This is a genomic window from Pseudomonas sp. 210_17 TE3656 (assembly GCF_054821965.1).
In genome coordinates, this window is sequence record NZ_JBTRBC010000001.1 from 3669387 (window position 1) to 3688245 (window position 18859).

General features: G+C 60.5%; 17 protein-coding genes and 1 pseudogene. 8 read left to right on the plus strand and 10 right to left on the minus strand.

Annotated features, from left to right (window positions below):
* Window positions 1-47: 47 nt before the first annotated feature.
* Window positions 48-1571, minus strand: coding sequence for a fumarate hydratase (locus tag ACVI9W_RS17275; RefSeq protein WP_422417728.1), 1524 nt, complete (start codon window positions 1569-1571; stop codon window positions 48-50).
* Window positions 1572-1822: 251 nt separating this feature from the next.
* Here ACVI9W_RS17275 and ACVI9W_RS17280 point away from each other — a divergent pair, with 251 nt between their 5' ends.
* Window positions 1823-2767: an iron-sulfur-binding ferredoxin reductase gene (locus ACVI9W_RS17280; protein ID WP_461530626.1), complete on the plus strand. Its 945-nt coding sequence runs from the start codon at window positions 1823-1825 to the stop codon at window positions 2765-2767.
* Between the two features lie 44 nt (window positions 2768-2811).
* Here the strand turns inward: ACVI9W_RS17280 and pyk are convergent, their stop codons facing one another.
* Window positions 2812-4263: a pyruvate kinase gene (gene pyk / locus ACVI9W_RS17285; RefSeq protein ID WP_461530627.1), complete on the minus strand. Its 1452-nt coding sequence runs from the start codon at window positions 4261-4263 to the stop codon at window positions 2812-2814.
* 171 nt (window positions 4264-4434) lie between these two features.
* On the opposite strand from pyk, the gene ACVI9W_RS17290 reads away from it, so the two are divergent.
* From ACVI9W_RS17290 to sbcB, 3 genes are all read left to right on the plus strand, one after another.
* A complete protein-coding gene (locus tag ACVI9W_RS17290) occupies window positions 4435-4821 on the plus strand; it encodes a tetratricopeptide repeat protein (RefSeq protein ID WP_157191280.1) in 387 nt (128 codons plus the stop codon).
* Window positions 4822-4946: 125 nt separating this feature from the next.
* Entirely contained in the window at window positions 4947-5306 is a 360-nt protein-coding gene (locus ACVI9W_RS17295) for a PilZ domain-containing protein (protein ID WP_038607377.1), read from the plus strand.
* A 61-nt stretch (window positions 5307-5367) separates the two neighbouring features.
* Entirely contained in the window at window positions 5368-6798 is a 1431-nt protein-coding gene (sbcB, locus tag ACVI9W_RS17300; protein WP_038607380.1) for an exodeoxyribonuclease I, read from the plus strand.
* Between the two features lie 86 nt (window positions 6799-6884).
* Here sbcB and mvaT read toward each other — a convergent pair whose 3' ends face one another.
* Window positions 6885-7262: a histone-like nucleoid-structuring protein MvaT gene (mvaT, locus tag ACVI9W_RS17305; RefSeq protein WP_038607383.1), complete on the minus strand. Its 378-nt coding sequence runs from the start codon at window positions 7260-7262 to the stop codon at window positions 6885-6887.
* 312 nt (window positions 7263-7574) lie between these two features.
* On the opposite strand from mvaT, the gene purU reads away from it, so the two are divergent.
* Both purU and ACVI9W_RS17315 read left to right on the plus strand, forming a co-directional pair.
* A complete protein-coding gene (purU, locus tag ACVI9W_RS17310; RefSeq protein ID WP_157191284.1) occupies window positions 7575-8426 on the plus strand; it encodes a formyltetrahydrofolate deformylase in 852 nt (283 codons plus the stop codon).
* A gap of 26 nt (window positions 8427-8452) precedes the next feature.
* Entirely contained in the window at window positions 8453-8626 is a 174-nt protein-coding gene (locus tag ACVI9W_RS17315) for a hypothetical protein (RefSeq protein WP_167335109.1), read from the plus strand.
* Here ACVI9W_RS17315 and ACVI9W_RS17320 read toward each other — a convergent pair.
* From ACVI9W_RS17320 to ACVI9W_RS17340, 5 genes and pseudogenes are all read right to left on the minus strand, one after another.
* Window positions 8601-9599, minus strand: coding sequence for a lysylphosphatidylglycerol synthase transmembrane domain-containing protein (locus tag ACVI9W_RS17320; RefSeq protein WP_461530628.1), 999 nt, complete (start codon window positions 9597-9599; stop codon window positions 8601-8603). The two genes, ACVI9W_RS17315 and ACVI9W_RS17320, sit on opposite strands and share 26 nt — an antisense overlap.
* Complete coding sequence (locus ACVI9W_RS17325; RefSeq protein WP_461530629.1) at window positions 9596-10369, minus strand: DUF2334 domain-containing protein; 774 nt, start codon at window positions 10367-10369, stop codon at window positions 9596-9598. Before ACVI9W_RS17325 ends, ACVI9W_RS17320 begins: the two co-directional genes overlap by 4 nt.
* A complete protein-coding gene (locus tag ACVI9W_RS17330; protein WP_461531842.1) occupies window positions 10362-11483 on the minus strand; it encodes a glycosyltransferase family 4 protein in 1122 nt (373 codons plus the stop codon). The genes ACVI9W_RS17325 and ACVI9W_RS17330 overlap by 8 nt, the downstream gene beginning before the upstream one ends.
* A gap of 144 nt (window positions 11484-11627) precedes the next feature.
* The gene (locus tag ACVI9W_RS17335; protein ID WP_371919649.1) at window positions 11628-12392 is read right to left on the minus strand and encodes a methyl-accepting chemotaxis protein; all 765 of its coding nucleotides are present in this window, start codon (window positions 12390-12392) and stop codon (window positions 11628-11630) included.
* 93 nt (window positions 12393-12485) lie between these two features.
* Window positions 12486-13742, minus strand: a pseudogene (locus tag ACVI9W_RS17340) (HAMP domain-containing protein); the annotation flags it as partial.
* On the opposite strand from ACVI9W_RS17340, the gene ACVI9W_RS17345 reads away from it, so the two are divergent.
* A complete protein-coding gene (locus tag ACVI9W_RS17345) occupies window positions 13678-15156 on the plus strand; it encodes a helicase HerA-like domain-containing protein (protein ID WP_461530630.1) in 1479 nt (492 codons plus the stop codon). The pseudogene ACVI9W_RS17340 and the gene ACVI9W_RS17345 overlap by 65 nt on opposite strands.
* A gap of 55 nt (window positions 15157-15211) precedes the next feature.
* Here ACVI9W_RS17345 and ACVI9W_RS17350 read toward each other — a convergent pair whose 3' ends face one another.
* Entirely contained in the window at window positions 15212-16684 is a 1473-nt protein-coding gene (locus ACVI9W_RS17350) for an inorganic phosphate transporter (protein ID WP_157191290.1), read from the minus strand.
* A gap of 332 nt (window positions 16685-17016) precedes the next feature.
* Window positions 17017-17217, minus strand: coding sequence for a hypothetical protein (locus tag ACVI9W_RS17355; RefSeq protein ID WP_038607407.1), 201 nt, complete (start codon window positions 17215-17217; stop codon window positions 17017-17019).
* A 608-nt stretch (window positions 17218-17825) separates the two neighbouring features.
* On the opposite strand from ACVI9W_RS17355, the gene pcaR reads away from it, so the two are divergent.
* Entirely contained in the window at window positions 17826-18701 is an 876-nt protein-coding gene (pcaR, locus tag ACVI9W_RS17360) for a pca regulon transcriptional regulator PcaR (RefSeq protein WP_274294894.1), read from the plus strand.
* Window positions 18702-18859: the final 158 nt, after the last annotated feature.

Consider the following 18859-nt stretch of genomic DNA (forward strand, 5'->3'; position numbering starts at 1 on the left):
AGGGGGAGTGATCCCCCTGCCGCTTTTTTGTCAGCAAACCCTGAGGTTTACTTCACTTCCACCGCCAGACTTTCAGCGATCTTGCTCTGCCACAGTGCGGGACCTGTGATGTGCACCGACTCGCCATTGCTGTCGACCGCGACGGTGACCGGCATGTCTTTTACGTCGAACTCGTAGATCGCTTCCATGCCCAGTTCGGCAAAGGCCAGGACCTTGGACTTCTTGATCGCCTGGGCCACCAGGTAGGCGGCACCACCGACAGCCATCAGGTACACGGCTTTGTTGTCCTTGATCGCGTCGATTGCGGTCGGGCCGCGCTCGGATTTGCCGATCATGCCCAGCAGACCGGTCTGCTCGAGGATCTGACGGGTGAACTTGTCCATCCGCGTCGCGGTGGTCGGGCCGGCAGGGCCAACCACTTCTTCGCGTACCGGATCAACCGGGCCGACGTAGTAGATGAAGCGGCCTTTCAGATCGACCGGCAGCTCTTCGCCACGGTTGAGCATTTCGACCATGCGCTTGTGCGCGGCGTCGCGGCCGGTGAGCATCTTGCCGTTGAGCAGGATGGTCTCACCCGGCTTCCAGCTCTGCACGTCTTCCGGGGTCAGGGTGTCGAGGTCGACACGGCGGGCCGATGGGCCGGCTTCCCAGACGATTTCCGGGTAGGCGTCGAGCGATGGCGCTTCGAGGTCGGCCGGGCCGGAACCGTCGAGCACGAAGTGCGCGTGACGGGTGGCGGCGCAGTTCGGGATCATGCACACCGGCAGGGACGCGGCATGGGTCGGGTAGTCCATGATCTTGACGTCGAGCACGGTGGTCAGACCGCCCAGACCCTGAGCACCGATGCCCAGCTGGTTGACCTTCTCGAACAGCTCCAGACGGATCTCTTCGATACGGTTCTGCGGGCCACGGGCTTTGAGCTCGTGAATGTCGATGGATTCCATCAACACTTCCTTGGCCATTACTGCGGCTTTTTCGGCAGTACCGCCGATGCCGATGCCGAGCATGCCAGGCGGGCACCAGCCAGCGCCCATGGTCGGAACGGTCTTCAGCACCCAGTCAACGATCGAGTCGGACGGGTTGAGCATGGCCATCTTCGACTTGTTCTCGGAACCGCCGCCTTTGGCTGCCACGTCCACTTCCACGGTGTTACCCGGGACGATGGAGTAGTGGATGACCGCCGGGGTGTTGTCCTTGGTGTTTTTACGAGCGCCTGCCGGGTCGGCCAGGATCGAGGCACGCAGGACGTTTTCCGGCAGGTTGTAGGCGCGGCGCACGCCTTCGTTGATCATGTCGTCCAGGCTCATGGTCGCGCCATCCCAGCGCACATCCATACCGACGCGCACGAACACGGTAACGATACCGGTGTCCTGGCAGATCGGGCGGTGGCCAGTGGCGCACATGCGCGAGTTGATCAGGATCTGGGCGATGGAGTCGCGCGCGGCGGGCGACTCTTCACGCAGATAGGCCTCGTGCATGGCCTGGATGAAGTCAACGGGGTGGTAGTACGAAATGAACTGCAGGGCGTCGGCAACGCTCTGAATCAGGTCGTCTTGCTTGATCACGGTCATGCAGCGCGCTCCTCTTAAAGACGGGAACATTCAATAAGGTATTCCGACGCGGACAGGCCGAGGTGTCGAAACGACCTTTCACGGCGCGCCGACGGTCAGGCTGGCGGCGCAAAAAGGCGCGGCAGTATAGCGTGCATCGGCCTTGGGTACACGTATCAGTGGTCTGACGAAGGTCGGTAAGCGCCAGGCATTGTTTTTGCGTAGCGGTGGTTTGTGCAAAACTGACTGCCTGAAGGCCTGGGAGACCATTGATGCCTGAATTGCGGGTAGGTGAGCAGCAGTGGACGGTGGCGCCGGGCAGCAATTTGCTTGATGTGCTCAATGACGCGGGTTTTTCGGTGCCGTACAGCTGCCGCGCCGGCAGTTGTCATGCCTGTCTGGTGCGCTGTCTGCACGGGCAACCGCTGGATGCCCGGCCGGATGCCCTGAGCGAGGAACAGCGCCAGTCGGGCTGGCGATTGTCCTGCCAGTGTCAGGTCGAGGAGGACTTGCAGGTTGCCCTGTTCGACCCGCAGCAGGACGGTATCGGGGCAACTGTGCTCGGGCTCGACTGGCTGAGCCCGACGGTGCTGCGCTTGCGCTTGCGCTTGCACGCCGAGCGCAGGCTGCGTTACCGGGTAGGCCAGCACCTGGTGTTGTGGAGCAACAGCGGTGTGGCACGCCCTTATTCGTTGGCCAGCTTGCCCGACGAGGAGCGGTTTCTCGAGTTTCACCTCGACTGTCGCCAGGCGGGCGCCTTCTGCGATGCGGCACGCCAGCTGCAATTGGGCGATGCCCTGCGTTTGGGCGAGTTGCGTGGCGGGGCGCTGCACTATGATGCCGACTGGCAGGAGCGCCCGTTGTGGTTGCTGGCGGCAGGTACGGGGCTGGCGCCCTTATGGGGCATTCTGCGTGAAGCCTTGCGTCAGGAGCACCAGGGCCCGATTCGTGTGCTGCACCTGGCCCATGACAGTCAGGAGCACTATCTGGCCAGCGAACTGGCCGCGCTTGCCGAGCGTCATCCGCACCTTCAGGTCGAGCTGCTGACCCCGCAGGCATTGCCCCAGGCACTGGCTGCGCTGCGTGTGCAATCACGCCAGACGATTGCCCTGGCCTGCGGTTCACCGGCCAGCGTCGAGCAGTTTTCCCGCCGACTGTTTCTGGCCGGATTACCGCGCAATCAGCTGTTTGCCGATATTTTTACCGGGCACGCATAAAAAAACCGCAGCACAGGCTGCGGTTTTTTCATTGCAGGTCAGGATCAGACCTGCGAATCACCGACATGCAGGATCTTCATGCCGTTGGTGCCACCGATGGTGTGGTAGCTGTCGCCTTTGGTCAGGATTGCCCAGTCGCCTGGTTCGACCACTTCGCGTTTGAGCAACTCGTCGACTGCCGCCTCGCTGACTTTTTCCGCCGGCAGGGCTGCCGGATCGAAAGCCACCGGGTAGACGCCACGGAACATCGCGGCGCGGGCCAGGGTGGCGCGGTGCGGCGAAAAGGCGTAGATCGGCACCGAAGAACGCAGGCGCGACATGATCAGCGGGGTGTAGCCACTCTCGGTGAGGGCGATGATCGCCTTGACGCCTGGGAAGTGGTTGGCGGTGTACATGGCCGCCAGGGCGATGCTTTCGTCGCAGCGCTCGAAGGTGGTGTGCAGACGGTGGCTGGACTTCTGGCTGGTCGGATGCTTTTCCGCACCCAGGCAGATGCGCGCCATGGCCTGGACCGCTTCGATCGGGTAGGCACCCGCGGCGCTCTCGGCCGACAGCATGACCGCGTCGGTGTTGTCGAGCACGGCGTTGGCCACGTCGGACACTTCGGCACGGGTCGGCATCGGGTTCTGGATCATCGACTCCATCATCTGGGTGGCGACGATCACGGCCTTGTTGTTGCGACGGGCGTGCTGGATGATCTTTTTCTGGATCGCGATCAGCTCGGCATCGCCGATTTCCACACCCAGGTCACCACGGGCAACCATCACCGCGTCACTGGCGGCGATCAGGCCGTCGAGGGTTTCGTCGTCGGCCACGGCTTCGGCGCGTTCGATCTTGGCCACCAGCCAGGCGCTGCCGCCGGCTTCATCACGCAGGCGACGGGCGTATTCCATGTCGCTGGCATCACGCGGGAACGATACGGCCAGGTAGTCCAGGTCCATCTCGGCAGCCAGCTTGATGTCAGCCTTGTCTTTTTCGGTCAGGGCCGGGGCGGTCAGGCCACCGCCTTTGCGGTTGATGCCCTTGTGGTCGGACAGCGGGCCGCCGATCAGTACCGAGCAGTGCAGCGAATCGCTGGTGGCGGTTTCGACGCGCATTACCACGCGGCCGTCATCGAGCAGCAGCTCGTCACCGACGCCGCAATCCTTGACCAGGTCCGGGTAGTCGATACCGACGATGTCCTGGGTGCCTTCGGTCAGCGGGTGGGCGGTGGAGAAGGTGAAGCGGTCACCGACTTTCAGTTCGATGCGCTTGTTGGCGAATTTGGCGATACGAATCTTCGGACCTTGCAGGTCGCCGAGCAGCGCTACATGGCGACCCAGCTTTGCCGCGATCTCACGGATCAGGCGCGCGCGGGCTTTATGCTCATCGGGCGTGCCGTGGGAGAAGTTCAGGCGAGCGACATCCAGGCCGGCAAGAATCAGTTGTTCGATAACTTCCGGCGAGTTGCTGGCGGGGCCAAGGGTGGCGACGATTTTGGTACGGCGGATGGTCATGCACAGACTCCTATAGTGAAGCGCAGCGAAAGGCTACTCTGGAATTTCGCTGTAGTCATTGTTCCTTTGCACTACCTAGCCCGTTGGGCGGGTGGCGTTTGAACGGGGAGAGGCCCTGTCTACAGATTTCCCCGACAATGCCGATAAGCTGCGCAATACAGGAGATTCCCCATGCGAGCCTTGATCGTTCTAGCCCTGGCGACCAGTGTCGTCGGCTGCACCCGTTGGTCGATGGACCATCATCTGAACAATGCCTACCGTGCCTATGACCGCGGCGATTGTGAGAAGGTCATGCTCGAGCTGTCGCAGGTCGACCGGACCAGCCGCGCGCGGCCATTCATCCATCCCGAGGTGTCGATGCTGCGCGGTCAGTGTCTGGAGCGGCAGAAGCTCTACGTCGATGCCGCGCAGACCTATCAGTACCTGATTGAGCGCTACCCGCAGAACGAATACGCCTACCGCGCCCGTGCCCGCCTGCAGACCCTGGAACAACTGGGTCACTACCGCAGCGGCGGGACGGCCATTGCCCGCCCGGCCACCACCACGCCTTGGCGTTAATACTAAAGTGTTCGGGTCTGATTGTGACGCGAGGGTCAGGCTGCGCTAATCTTGTTGCTGAGGCATACGTAATTCAGCAGCACTAGCGCGGCCCTGCTCAAGGGTCTCCGACAGCGATTCCGATCATGTTTGACGAGCGCCGCATCGAGCGTCATCAGCTCCCTTACTTCCTCAAGGTCTTCAACCGCCATACCGATCAGCCGATCGGCTACCTGGGTAATGTGTCCGAAGACGGCCTGATGCTGATCAGCCAGCTGCCGATGCTGGTCGGCCCGGATTTCGAGTTGCAATTGAAAATCGTCGGTCGCAGTGGCGGCATGCACCTGATCAACCTGACCGCCAGTTGCCTGTGGTGCCATGAAGATCAGACGCCGGGGCACTACGACTCCGGGTTCATGCTGTTGCAGGCGCCACCGGAATACGCGCAACTGGTGCGTGCCCTGCGCAACTATTTCAGCTTCCATCCGCTGGAGGCCTCGGTCTGAGGCTGGTCGTAGTGGACGAGTAGCCCTAGACTCTGGTCGATCTTATGTTCAGGACGACCCCGTGAGCACCAGCATTTTCTGGCACGACTACGAAACCACCGGTATTAATCCGCGCAATGACCGGCCCTTGCAGGTAGCGGGCGTGCGCACCGATCTCGAGCTCAACGAGATCGAGGAGCCGATCAATTTCTACTGCCAACCCAGTGATGACATCCTGCCGCACCCGGCGGCTTGCCTGGTCACCGGCATCACCCCGGCGCAGTTGGCCAGCAAGGGCCTGCTCGAAGCCGAATTCATGACCCGTGTACACGCCGAGCTGGCCCGTCCGGGCACCTGTGGTGCGGGCTATAACAGCCTGCGCTTTGACGATGAAGTCACCCGCTACAGCCTGTATCGCAATTTCTTCGATCCGTACGCCCGCGAGTGGCAAGGTGGCAACAGTCGCTGGGACCTGATCGACGTAGTGCGCGCTGCTTATGCGCTGCGTCCGGATGGCATTGTCTGGCCGCAGCAGGAGGGGCGTGTCAGCTTGCGTCTGGAACTGCTGACGGCGGCCAATGGTATTGATCATGGTCAGGCCCATGAGGCACTCAGTGATGTGCGGGCCACTATTGCGCTTGCACGATTGATTCGAGAGAAACAACCGAAGCTTTATGACTGGTTGTTTCAATTACGTAATAAACACAAAGTGCTGGATCAAATCCGTTTGCTGCAGCCCTTGGTACATATTTCCGGACGCTTCTCGGCGGCGCGCAATTATCTGGGCGTGGTCCTGCCACTTGCCTGGCACCCGCGTAACCGTAATGCCTTGATTGTCTGTGACTTGGGCATGGATCCCCAACCTTTGCTGCAAGAGGAAGGTGAGTCGTTACGCCAACGTTTATACACGCGGCGCGAAGACATGCCTGAAGGGCAATTACCGGTTCCCTTGAAGTTGGTGCATATCAATCGTTGCCCGGTGGTTGCTCCGCTCAATGTATTACGTGTGCAGGATCAGCAACGCCTGGGGCTGGATATGTCCTTGTTGCAAGCGCGGGCATCAAGCCTGATAGCCGCTCAGGCGAGTTGGCAGGATAAATTGCAAACCCTCTACAGCGAGGAAGAGTTTGCCCCTTGTGACGATCCGGAGCAGCAATTGTATGACGGCTTTATCGGTGATCGAGACAGGCGCCTGTGCGAGCAAGTACGCAGTGTCGAGCCCCGGCAATTGGGACAGGGACACTGGATGTTTGACGATGAACGTTTACCTGAATTGCTGTTTCGCTATCGCGCCCGTAATTTCATCGAAACCTTGAATGAGCAGGAGCTGCAGCGCTGGCAGCTGTTCTGTCAGCAGCGTCTTAGCGATCCACACATGGGGGCGCCGAATACCGTTGGCGATTTCGAGCAGGCGCTGCAGGACTGTTGGGCCCGGGCCGACGCCACCCAGCGGGAATTGCTCGGGCAGTGGCAAGCGCATGTCCAGGCGTTGAAGTTGCAGTTTGGACTATAAGCGGCGCTAAACCCGGGTCGAAAAAAAAACGCCAGCAAGCTGGCGTTTTTTTTTCATCAGTGCAAACGCGTTGCAGTGACTGGCAATTAACCCAGCAGGGTTGCCCAGCCTTCAACCACATCGCCACCCCACTTGGCTTTCCACTCTTTCAGAGTTTTGTGGTTGCCGCCTTTGGTTTCGATGACTTCACCGTTGTGCGGGTTCTTGTATTGCTTGACCTTGCGCGCGCGCTTGGTGCCGGTGGTTTTAACAGCACCACGTGGGGTTTTGCTCGATTTTGCTTCAGGGTCGAGCAGTGCAATGATATCGCGCAGCGACTTCTGATATTCGCCCATCAGGGTGCGCAGTTTGCCTTCGAACTCCAGCTCTTTCTTCAGCTTGTCGTCATTCGACAGGTTGGCCAGGCGAGCCTGCAGTTCTTTGATGGCTTCTTCGGTGGCGCGGTATTCGTTAATCAGGGACATTGGGTGATCCTTGGAAATGGGGGAATCAGGTAGACAGTGGGGCAATAATAGTCAGAGCTTACTGCCAAGTAAACATTAAACTTGGCAATAAATGCGGACGTGGTTAAATCGAACCGTTAAATTTTATTAAAAATATTTTACAAACTAAGACTGGCAGAACAGGTTAATTGGGCGCCACGCCGTGTGTCGCGTGGCGTTGTCCTGTTCTCAGGTACTGCAGGTCCGGGTGACAGGATGTGTGCATTGCCTACTGCAGTTTTTCCGGGCACTCGTTAGAATAAGCGCCTTTGCGAAGTATCTGGAGTCCCTTTCATGCGCACCTACCGGCTGGTGATTGCTTGCCCCGACCGCGTTGGCATCGTCGCCAAAGTCAGTAATTTCCTGGCGTCCCATAACGGCTGGATCAACGAAGCGAGCCATCATTCCGATGAGCAGAGCGGTTGGTTCTTCATGCGTCACGAAATCCGCGCAGAAACCCTGCCATTTGGCATTGAGGCTTTCCGCGAAGCGTTCGCACCGATTGCTGAAGAATTTTCCATGGTCTGGCGTATTACCGACACCGACCAGAAAAAACGCGTCGTGCTGATGGCCAGCCGTGAGTCCCACTGCCTGGCCGACCTGCTGCACCGCTGGCACGCCAAGGAACTCGACTGCGATATTCCCTGCGTGATTTCCAACCACAACGATCTGCGCAGCATGGTCGAGTGGCATGGCATTCCGTTCTTCCATGTACCGGTCGATCCGCAGGACAAGCAACCGGCGTTTGCCGAGGTTTCGCGCCTGGTCAAGGAGCACGGTGCCGATGTCGTGGTACTGGCGCGTTACATGCAGATCCTGCCACCGCAGCTGTGCCAGGAATATGCCCAGCAGGTGATCAACATTCACCACAGCTTCCTGCCTTCGTTCGTCGGTGCCAAGCCTTATCACCAGGCCTCGTTGCGCGGTGTGAAGCTGATCGGCGCGACCTGCCACTATGTAACCGAAGAGCTGGATGCCGGCCCGATCATCGAGCAGGACGTGGTGCGGGTCAGCCACAGTGACAGTATCGAAGACATGGTGCGATTCGGCCGTGACGTCGAAAAGATGGTGCTGGCGCGTGGCTTGCGCTATCACCTGGAAGACCGTGTGCTGGTGCACGGCAACAAGACCGTGGTGTTCAACTAACCACGTTCAAGGCAGGAGGTTGCAGCATGGCCGATCCCCTCGACAAGGCAACCTCCAAAGCCCCGCCAACCCTCGGTGAAGGCTGTTTGAGCCGTTACGACCCGGACGCGCTGGACAGTGAGGATGGTACCGATTTCCCCGGTGCCGCCGAACTTTGGGAGCAGTTGCAGCATTCTAGCGACGTGCCCGCGCCTGATTGAGGCGCTCCAGTAGCGGTCGTCCCAGCAAGCACAGGAACACCGGGCCACCGGCAATCAGGTAAAAGTAATAAGTCACCAGCCGCCAGATCAGAATGGCTGCGGCGGCCGTGGTGCTGCCCACCAGCGGCGTCAGCAGCGCGGCCGAGGTCAGCTCGGCGGCACCGGCGCCACCGGGCAGCAGGCTGAATTGCCCGGCGCTGAGCGAGAGCATCTGCACCAGAAAACTGAGCATCCACTGCACATCCACGCCGAGTCCGCGCAGGGCCAGGTACAGCACGCTGTAGCGCAGCCCCCAATGTAGGCAGGTCAAGGCAAACACCAGGGCCAGCGTGCGCTTGGGCAGTTTCCAGGTCTCGCCCAGGGCGCGAAAAAAGTGCAGTGTCTTGTGTGTCCAGCGTCGGCGCCGCGAGGTGGAGATCCTCAGCCTGCGTAGCAGTCGACCACTGAGCCTGAGCAACAGGCGCCGATAAACCAGCAGCGCGACAACCCCGGCGACTATCCCGAACATTAGCGCGGCGCTGCTCAGCAGCATGCCTTCCAGGTTGCGGTTGAGGCTGTGCAGCAGGGCGTAGCCAGCGATGCCGAGCATGGCACAGAGGAAAAACAGCAGGTCATTGAGCTGGTCGGCGGCGAACACCGCGCTACTGCGTGCCGGTCCGATGCGGTGGCGTGCCAGCAATGCCATCAAGGCCAAGGGGCCGCCGCTGCCGCCGGGCGTGGTGCAGATGGCGAATTCGGTGGCGATGATCACGCCGAGGCTGCGCATGCGCCCGAGGTGTTCGCCCTGACTGCCCAGCAGCAGACGCAGACGCAGGGCATTGATGATCCAGCACAGCAGGATCATCCCCAGCAGACCCAGCATCAGGCCGGGAGCGAAGGCGCGCAGGCGCTCCAGCAGCTCACTGCCACCGAGCAGGGTTGGCACCAGCAGCGCCACGACCAGGGTCAGGAGCAGCCAGAGCAGGCGATTCACCGCCGTTGCCTGTCGGTCAGCCAAGCAGATTTGGTCAGGGGTGTGCGGCCCTGGCGCAGCAGCTGTTGCAAGGTTTGCATCCAGTAGTTGCGGGCAAAATCATGGCGCATATCCACCGGATGCAAGCCCAGGCGTATTACCGGCGCCTGTTGCAGACGGGCAGCCAGCAGCTCGCAAACGATCTTCGACAGACCCCGGCGCCAGGCACTGCGTGCGCTCCAGACCAGGCTGGGGGCGGCGGCCGGGGTAAAGTCGGGCAGCCGATAGAAGTGTCGCGGATCGCTGGTGTACTGCAAGGGCAGGGTGCTCAACGCCTGACGGGTGCCTTCGCTCATCAGCCAGGCCGGAGCGACGAAGCCCGCCAGCGGCCAGTCGAAGCGCCGGAACAATGCCATACCCGCCTCCAGGCGCTCCAGCGCGCAGGCTCGGTCAAGGCTGCAGAACTCGCCTTCGAAGGTGTAGACGCGGCGGAGAAAGTAATCCCGCGCCGAGTGTGGCGGCGGGCTGTCATCGACATGGTAATAGCCGTGCAGAACCAATTCGTCGCCACGGCGCAGGCGCTGGTCAAGCATGTGCCGAAAGCCCGTTGCCGAAGCCAGCGGATGCTGCTTGTGAAAATCCGGTACCACCAGCCAGGTCATGGGGATCTCGCCCAGGGCATCGACTGCCTCGACGAACGGTTGGTAGTCCGGCCAGGTGTGCGGGGCTACGTCATGCAATACCAGCAGCAGACTCTGCCCGCTGCATGGGGTGACGCCGGGCTCAGGCATGAGCCCGTACCGGCAGCTCATGGCCAAGCACTGCCTGGTAGTGGGTCAGCAGGCCATTGACCACGCTGTCCCAGGCGTAGCGCTGCTCGACATGCCGGCGCGCCTGCGAACCAAGCTGTGCTGCACCTTCTTCGAACACTTCGCGCACCGCCCTGGCCATTGCCGGGCCGTCATTGGGTGGACACAGACGGCCAAAGCGCTGGTCGAGGATTTCCTCGAAAGCACCTGCGGCGACGGCAACGACCGGGATTGCACTGGCCATGGCTTCAAGGACGACCAGGCCAAAGGTTTCCTGATCACCCGCGTGCACCAGGGCATCGGCGCTGGCCAGCAGGCGCGCGACCTCGTGGGGCGGGCAGAAGTGATCAATCACCGTGACATTGGCCGGTACATTGCCGGGCATGTGCGAGCCCACCAGCAACAAGTGATAATGCCTGCCCAGGCGCTGCATGCAGTCGAGCAGCACCGGCAGGTTTTTCTCCCGCGAGCCACGGCCGGCAAACACCAGCAAGTGAGTGTTGTCGGCGATGTGCAATTGCCGGCGCAACGCCGGGTCACGATGTTGTGGATGAAAGGTGCTCAGATCGACGCCAAGACGCTGAACATGCACATTGCCGATACCCAGACGGCGCAGTTTGTTGGCCATCACCAGGCTTGGCGCCAGGACCCGGTCGAAATTGCCGTACAACCTGCTGACATAGGCCTCGACATTAGGGGTGAACCAGTTGCCCATGCGATTGCTGACCAGCAACGGTAGGTCCGAGTGATAGAAACCGATGACCGGCACATCGAGCTGGCGGCGTGCTTCCAGGGCTGCCCAGGCGGTCAGGTAAGGGTCGCCGACCTCGATCAGGTCCGGTTGCAGGTCCTCCAGCACATTGCGCCAGGGGGCCAGGCGTAACGGAAAGCGATAACCATTGCCGAACGGCAGGGCCGGTGCCGGCACCTGGTAGATGCCGTTGGCGTGCTGGCGGCTGGCGCCGGGGATCAACAGACTGTGGCGGACACCGGGGGTGTGTCCCAGGCGGCGGTGTTTGGCATCAAGATAGGTACGCACTCCGCCACTGGCGGGGGCGTAGAACATGGTGATGTCGGCAATGTGCACGATCAGCATCCCTCCGAGATCGTCTTGCGAGTGTGTCATCCGGTATGCGTTAGCAGCGGATGACGCGCCCTAAGGTTGACCTCTATGAAGGATAGTTTGTTCGATCGCGTTACGAGGGGAGGGGCAGCGGCGCATACCGCTGCCCGTTGCCGGTCAGATACGGAAGCTGCCGACCAGGTGTTTCAGGCGGCTGGCCTGTTGTTCCAGGTCGGCGCAGGCGCGCAGGGTCGATTGCAGGTTCTCGACCCCTTCCTGGTTGAGCATGTTGATTTCGTTGATGTCCATGTTGATCGAGTCAACCACGGCGGTCTGCTCCTCGGTAGCGGTGGCCACCGACTGGTTCATGCCGTCGATCTCGCCGATGCGCAGGGTCACGCTGCCCAGGCGCTCGCCGGCCTGGTTGGCGATCTCGACGCTGTCCTGGCTGTGGCGCTGGCTCTGGCCCATGGTGTCGACCGACTCGCGGGCGCCGACCTGCAGCTCCTCAATCATGTTCTGCACCTGCTGTGCCGACTCCTGGGTACGGTGCGCGAGGTTACGCACCTCATCGGCGACCACGGCGAAACCGCGCCCGGCTTCACCGGCCCGGGCCGCTTCGATGGCGGCATTGAGCGCCAGCAGGTTGGTCTGCTGCGAGATGCTGGTGATCACTTCGAGGATCTGGCCGATGTTTACGGTCTTGCTGTTGAGCGTCTCGATGTGCGAGCTGGAGGTGCAGATCAGATCCGACAGACGGTTCATCGCGGCGATGCTGCGATCGACTACTTGCTGGCCTTCTTCGGCCAGATGGCGTGCCGAGCTTGCCTGCTGCGAGGCCTGGGCGGCGTTATGGGCGATTTCCTGGGCAGCGGCGCCGAGCTGGTTGATGGCCGCTGCAACGCTGTTGGTGCGGTTGGACTGCTCGTCGGAATTGACCATCGACGAGTTGGAAGCGCTGACCACCCGCAATGCCACTTCGTTGACCTGCTCGGTGGCCGACGACACCTCGCGGATCGAGGTATGAATACGTTCGACGAAACGGTTGAACGCGGTGCCGAGGATGCCGAATTCGTCCTGGCTGTGCAGAGTCAGGCGCTTGGTCAGGTCACCTTCGCCTTCGGCGATGTCTTCCATGGCCCGGGTCATGGTGTGCAGCGGCTGCAGCAGAACACGGATCAACAGGCCCAACAGGGCGATGATTATAACCACGGCAACCAGGGTGGCGATCACCGCCGAGGTGCGGAACTTGCTGAGCATCGAGAAGGCTTTGTCCTTGTCGACGGACAGGCCGATGTACCAGTTGGCCGAAGGCAGGCCCTTGACCGGGGCGAAGGTCAGCAGGCGGGTCTGGCCGTCAACCTGGACTTCACTCAGGTCTTTGCTCAGGCGCGGGGTATTTTGTGGGTACAGGTCCGACAGCGACTTCATCACCAGGTTTTTGTCCGGGTGTACCAGAATCTTGCCTTGGTCGTTGACCAGGAAGGCATAGCCCATGCCGCCGAAGTTCAGTGAGTTGATGATCTCGGTCAGGCCGTCCAGTGCCAGATCGCCGCCGACCACGCCGATATTGCGTGCGGCGGTGACCACCACCGAAATCACCATTTTGCCGGTGCTGACGTCAATATAGGGTTCGGTCAGGATCGGACCGTTGGCGGCCATCCCGTCTTTGTACCAAGGCCGCACGCGCGGGTCATAACCGTCAGGCATCTTGGTTTGCGGGCGAATGGTAAAACCACCGTTGACGTCACCCAGGTAAATAGTCAGGAAACTTGAGACCAGGGCTTGTTGCCCGAGCAAGGTGCCGATGTTTTCAGCGGCGGGAAACGCGGCAATGTTCTGTGCGACGTTTTGCACCAACAAGATGCGTCCATCAAACAGGTTTTTAATATTGGTTGATGTGGTATCGCCCATCTCGGCGAGATAACGTTCCAGATCTTCACGAATCGCATTGCGCTGCAGGAAATCGTTGTACAAAGTGAACAATGTGAAGGCGATCATGACGATCAGAGAAGCGGCCAGAAGGATCTTGTGGCTGAATCGGAGGCTTTTGTTCATAACGTGTCGGTCCGCTAAGGTTTTGTTATCCGGGTCGTTCGCACAAAGAACAGTTTGAAAGCAGTGCAGGTCCCCTTTCCTTGTCGGGCTTTTCCTGTCTTTCTGGTGGTCTATCGCTAATGAGATATCGGCCGATTCGAGCCAAAGCTTAAACAGAGGGTGAAAAAACATGCCTGACTCTTCGCAGTTCATTCTCGGTGCCGATCCGGCCGGACAAGCGGTTGTCCAGGCCATGCGCCTGGCCAACCGTCACGGCCTGGTCGCCGGTGCTACCGGTACCGGCAAGACCGTAACCCTGCAGCACATGGCTGAGGCGTTCAGCGATGCCGGAGTGGCAGTATTCGCCGCCGACGTCAAAGGCGACCTGTGTGGCCTCGGCGCGGTGGGCAAGCCTCAGGGCAAAGTCGCCGAACGCATCGCCGGGATGCCCTGGCTTGAGCATCGGCCGCAGGCTTATCCAGTCAGCCTGTGGGATGTCCATGGGCAATCCGGTCATCCATTGCGCACCACCCTCAGTGAAATGGGCCCGTTGTTGCTGGGCAACCTGCTGGAGCTGACCGACAGTCAGCAGGCCGCGCTGTACGCCGCGTTCAAGGTGGCCGATCGCGAAGGCCTGTTGCTGCTCGATATCAAGGACCTCAAGGCGCTGCTGGCGCACCTCAAAGACAACCCGCAATTGCTCGGTGAAGACAGTGCGCTGATGACCACCGGCTCCAGCCAGGCCCTGCTACGGCGCCTGGCCACCCTGGAGCAGCAGGGGGCCGAGGCGTTGTTCGGCGAGCCGGCGTTGCAGCTGGAAGATCTGCTGCGTGCGGATGCCGATGGCCGCGGGCGAATCCATCTGCTGGATGCCAGCCGTCTGGTGCACGAGGCGCCGAAGGTCTACGCGACTTTCCTGTTGTGGTTGCTGGCCGAGTTGTTCGAGCAGTTGCCCGAGCGCGGCGATGCCGACAAGCCCTTGCTGGCACTGTTCTTCGACGAAGCGCACCTGCTGTTCAACGGCACGCCGAAGGCATTGCAGGATCGTCTGGAGCAGGTTGTCCGGTTGATTCGTTCCAAGGGTGTCGGGGTGTATTTCGTCACCCAGTCGCCGGGCGATTTGCCGGATGATGTCCTGGCGCAACTGGGCTTGCGTATCCAGCACGGCCTGCGTGCCTTCACGGCCAAAGAGCAGAAGTCGTTGAAGGCAGTGGCCGACGGTTTCCGCCCCAACCCTGACATTGACACCCTGAGCGTACTGACCGAGCTTGGCATCGGTGAGGCGTTGGTCGGTACCCTGCAGGACAAGGGTACGCCGGGCATGGTCCAGCGGGTGCTGATCGCACCGCCGCAGTCACGCATCGGGCCGTTGAGCGGCGCTGAGCGGGCTGCCCTGATTGCCGCCTCACCGTTGGCCGGGCGCTACGACAAGCCGGTGGATCGCGAGTCGGCCTATGAGATGCTCAACGCCCGCAAAGGCGGGGTAGCGCAGCCCGAACAGGCGCCCGCAGCTACCGAGCCAAGCTTTGCTGACCAGGCCGGCGAATTCCTCCAGAGCGCTGCCGGGCAGGCGATCAAGTCGGCGGTGCGTCAGGCGGCCAACCAGTTCGGGCGTCAGTTGGTGCGTGGCTTGATGGGCTCGTTGCTCGGCGGTAGCAAGCGCCGATAGTGGAGGGCGGATACGAAAAAGGCGCCCGAAGGCGCCTTTTTCAATGCAGCATGGATCAACCGATGAACCTGGTCGCCAGCCAGAACAACCCGGCCGACAGGCCCACAGTTGCCGGCAGGGTCAGGACCCAGGCCAGCAGGATGGTCTTGACGGTGCCGCCTTGCAGGCCGCTCTTGTTCGCCACCATGGTACCGGCCACACCCGACGACAGTACGTGGGTGGTCGATACCGGCAGGCTGAAGATGTTGGCCATGCCGATGGCGCAGGCTGCGGTGATCTGCGCCGACATGCCCTGGGCATAAGTCATGCCCTGCTTGCCGATTTTCTCACCGATGGTCAGGACCACACGCTTCCAGCCAACCATGGTACCCAGGCCCAATGCCAGGGCAACCGCGAGGATCACCCAGAACGGTGCGTACTCGGTTGTGGCGGTCAGGTCTTTGCGCAGTTTGTCCAGGTCAGCCTTCTCGCGGGGCTGCAGGCCTGGAAGCTTGCCGACTTTCTTCGCGGTGTCGTCCAGGCAGAGCAGGTAACGACGTACTTCAACGCGTTTTTCCGGGGTCAGCGAGCGGTACTCGGTTACACCCTTGAGCGAGTCAAGCAAGGCATTGATGGTCGGCTCGGTCTGCTGCGGGTTGCAGCTGAACTGTTCCGGCAGGTCGCCGTTCTTGGCTTTGCCCAGGGCCAGGAATTCGCCCAGGGTAGCCTGGTTGCGCTGGTAGAACTGGCTCAGGTGCAGGGTGGCGTCGCGGGTACGCTCGATCTGATAGGTGGTGCTGTTCAGGTCGAGTACGAACTGTGCCGGGACGATACCGATCAACACCAGCATGATCAGGCCGATGCCTTTCTGACCATCGTTGGAACCGTGCACGAAGCTCACGCCCATGGCCGACATTACCAGTACCAGGCGGTTCCAGAACGGCGGGTGCTTCTTGTCGTCGAGCTTGCGACGCTGTTCCGGCGTCTTGTGCATCTTCGACAGCGGGCGCCACCATTTCAGGCCCAGCAGCACCAGTGCAGCGACGGCAAAGCCAGCCATCGGCGAGAGCACCAGGGACATGCCGATGTCGATTGCCTTCTGCCAGTTGACCCCTTCACCCAGTGGAATGTCGCTGATCAGGGCGTTGGCCAGGCCAACCCCGAGGATCGAACCGATCAGGGTGTGGGAGCTGGACGCCGGAATACCGAAGTACCAGGTGCCCAGGTTCCAGGCAATGGCGGCGGCGAGCAAGGAGAAGACCATGGCCAATCCATGACCGGTGTTCACATTGATCAGCATCTCCACCGGCAACAGGTGAACGATGGCATATGCCACGCCGACACCGCCGAGCAGCACGCCAAGGAAGTTGAACACCCCGGAGAAGAACACCGCCAGGTGCGGGGGCATGGCTTTGGTATAAATGACTGTAGCAACCGCGTTAGCGGTGTCATGAAAGCCATTGATGAACTCGAAGGCGAGTACGAAGGTCAAAGCGAGCAACAGGCTCACCAGTACCCAGGCATCAAGTCCGCTGAATAAATCGATCATGAAGGTTTTCTGACCCGGTCATAAGGGGGCGCGATTATGCCAGAAATCCCTGTTAATCGATGCACCTGCCGCTGACCGGTTCTGGCCGCGGGGGTGCTTTCCCGGGGTGGCATGTGTCGGGAATGATTAAACAAATGTCGGCTAAAATCGGTAAAAATCGAGAAAATATAAAGGTTTACGACAATCGGCAGCTCACATTAAAAATTCAAACGATTGTATGAAATTTGTGAGAAACCGTTACGACATGCGTTAGGAGCTGTAACGATCAGCCCCCCGGACTTTTCTCAAGTACCGGTCATCCGACCGCCACAAGCTGGCGCCATGCCCGTAGCCTAGGGCTCGTCGCTCTTGAGTTCTTTCTCGATTTTTTGCAGTTCCTGGGCAAATGCCTGATCAAGAATGCTTGCCCGTTTGCGCCAGGGCTTACGCTCCGGGTCGGGCTGGGCGGCGTAGGTGGTGACTTCCCCGCCGTAAACTTCCTTGTAACGTTGCTCCTGACGCTCAAGTTCCGCGCGCAGTTCGTCTTTCGTCACAGTGCTACCTGTTGGTTTGAATAAACTCTGGCGTTAACGCGTGGGGTTGCGCAATCGCACAACGTGCACGTGGCTACGCTGCCAGAGCATGATTACTGTCGCAGCAACAGTAAATTCTGATTAGACAAGTCGATACGAACAACAGGGTGTTCAATCTTGTGTCACTTGCTTCAGGCTCGTTCCCTACGACTTCTGGCAAGTGCGGATTGGATCCGGCAAAGGCCTGCTGGGTCGCGGCAACGGAACTTGATTATAGCAAGCAAGTTTCATCAGCGTACCACTCTGTTGTTTCTCTAATGACAACAAAGATGGGCTTTTGTTACCAGTTTGTTAAGTTCGTCTGGCGTTTCGCTTAAGCACCCGCTTGAAACGGAAAGTTCTTCAGCAAAATGGGTAGCTGATGTTGATCAGGCAAGGAGGGAGAAAAAACGGCCTCGCTTCGTGGGCAAGGCCGTGCCTGGGACTTCTACGGTGGGTACCTGACCAGTCTCTCCAAGAAGCCACATAGTGGCGGTCGAAAGGTATAAGCAATTGAGGGTAGCGGTCAATTGCGATTATCGGTCGTTGGTTCGATAATCGCCCCAGTGACCGTGTTGTCGAGGTGAGCCATGACAGAAGAAACAACGCCCAAAGGGCCCGGATTGAACGATCAGGTGCGCAGTTCGTTTGCGTCGCTGGCACCGCCCATCGTCGCGTCACCGGCCAGGCGAATCCAGGCCTTCACCGGTGATCCCGACTTCATGACCTCGCTGGCCCGCGGCCTGGCGGTGGTCCAGGCGTTCCAGGAGCGCAAGCGTCACCTGACCATTGCGCAGATCAGCCACCGCACGGAAATTCCCCGGGCTGCGGTGCGTCGTTGCCTGCATACCCTGATCAAGCTGGGTTACGCCACCACCGACGGGCGGACCTATTCACTGTTGCCCAAGGTGCTGACGCTGGGGCACGCCTACCTGTCATCCACACCATTGGCAGTGTCAGCCCAGCCCTACCTGGACCGCATGAGTGATCAGTTGCACGAGGCCTGCAACATGGCCACCCTCGAAGGCGACGACATCCTTTATATAGCCCGCTCGGCCACGGTGCAGCGGCTGATCTCGGTGGACCTTTCGGTAGGTGGCCGGTTGCCGGCCTATTGCACTTCCATGGGGCGGATACTTTTGGCGGCGCTGGACGACGCGACCCTGCATGAATACCTGGAGCATGCCGACCTGCAGGCCAAGACCAGTCGCACCATTCACGACCCGGTGGCGTTGCTCGAATGCCTGCAACAGGTTCGCCAGCAGGGTTGGTGCGTGGTCGATCAGGAGCTGGAGCAGGGTCTGCGCTCGATTGCCGTGCCGGTCTACGATGCCTCCGGCCAGGTGCTGGCAGCGCTGAACGTCAGTACCCATGCCGGCCGGGTCAGCCGCACCGAGCTTGAGCAACGCTTTTTGCCGATCATGCTGGCGGCCAGCCGCGACCTCAGTACCCAGCTGTTTGCCTGAGCCTGCACGTTCCTGTTCGATAAACGCACAGTGTTGCGTTTATCGAATTGCGCAGTTTTCGACCTGTTATTAATGTCCTTCGCACCGATCGATCTGCCTGGATCGATTGTGTTGCTCACGCGCGCCCCGCACATAAGCGCGCTCCAACTGGATAAAAA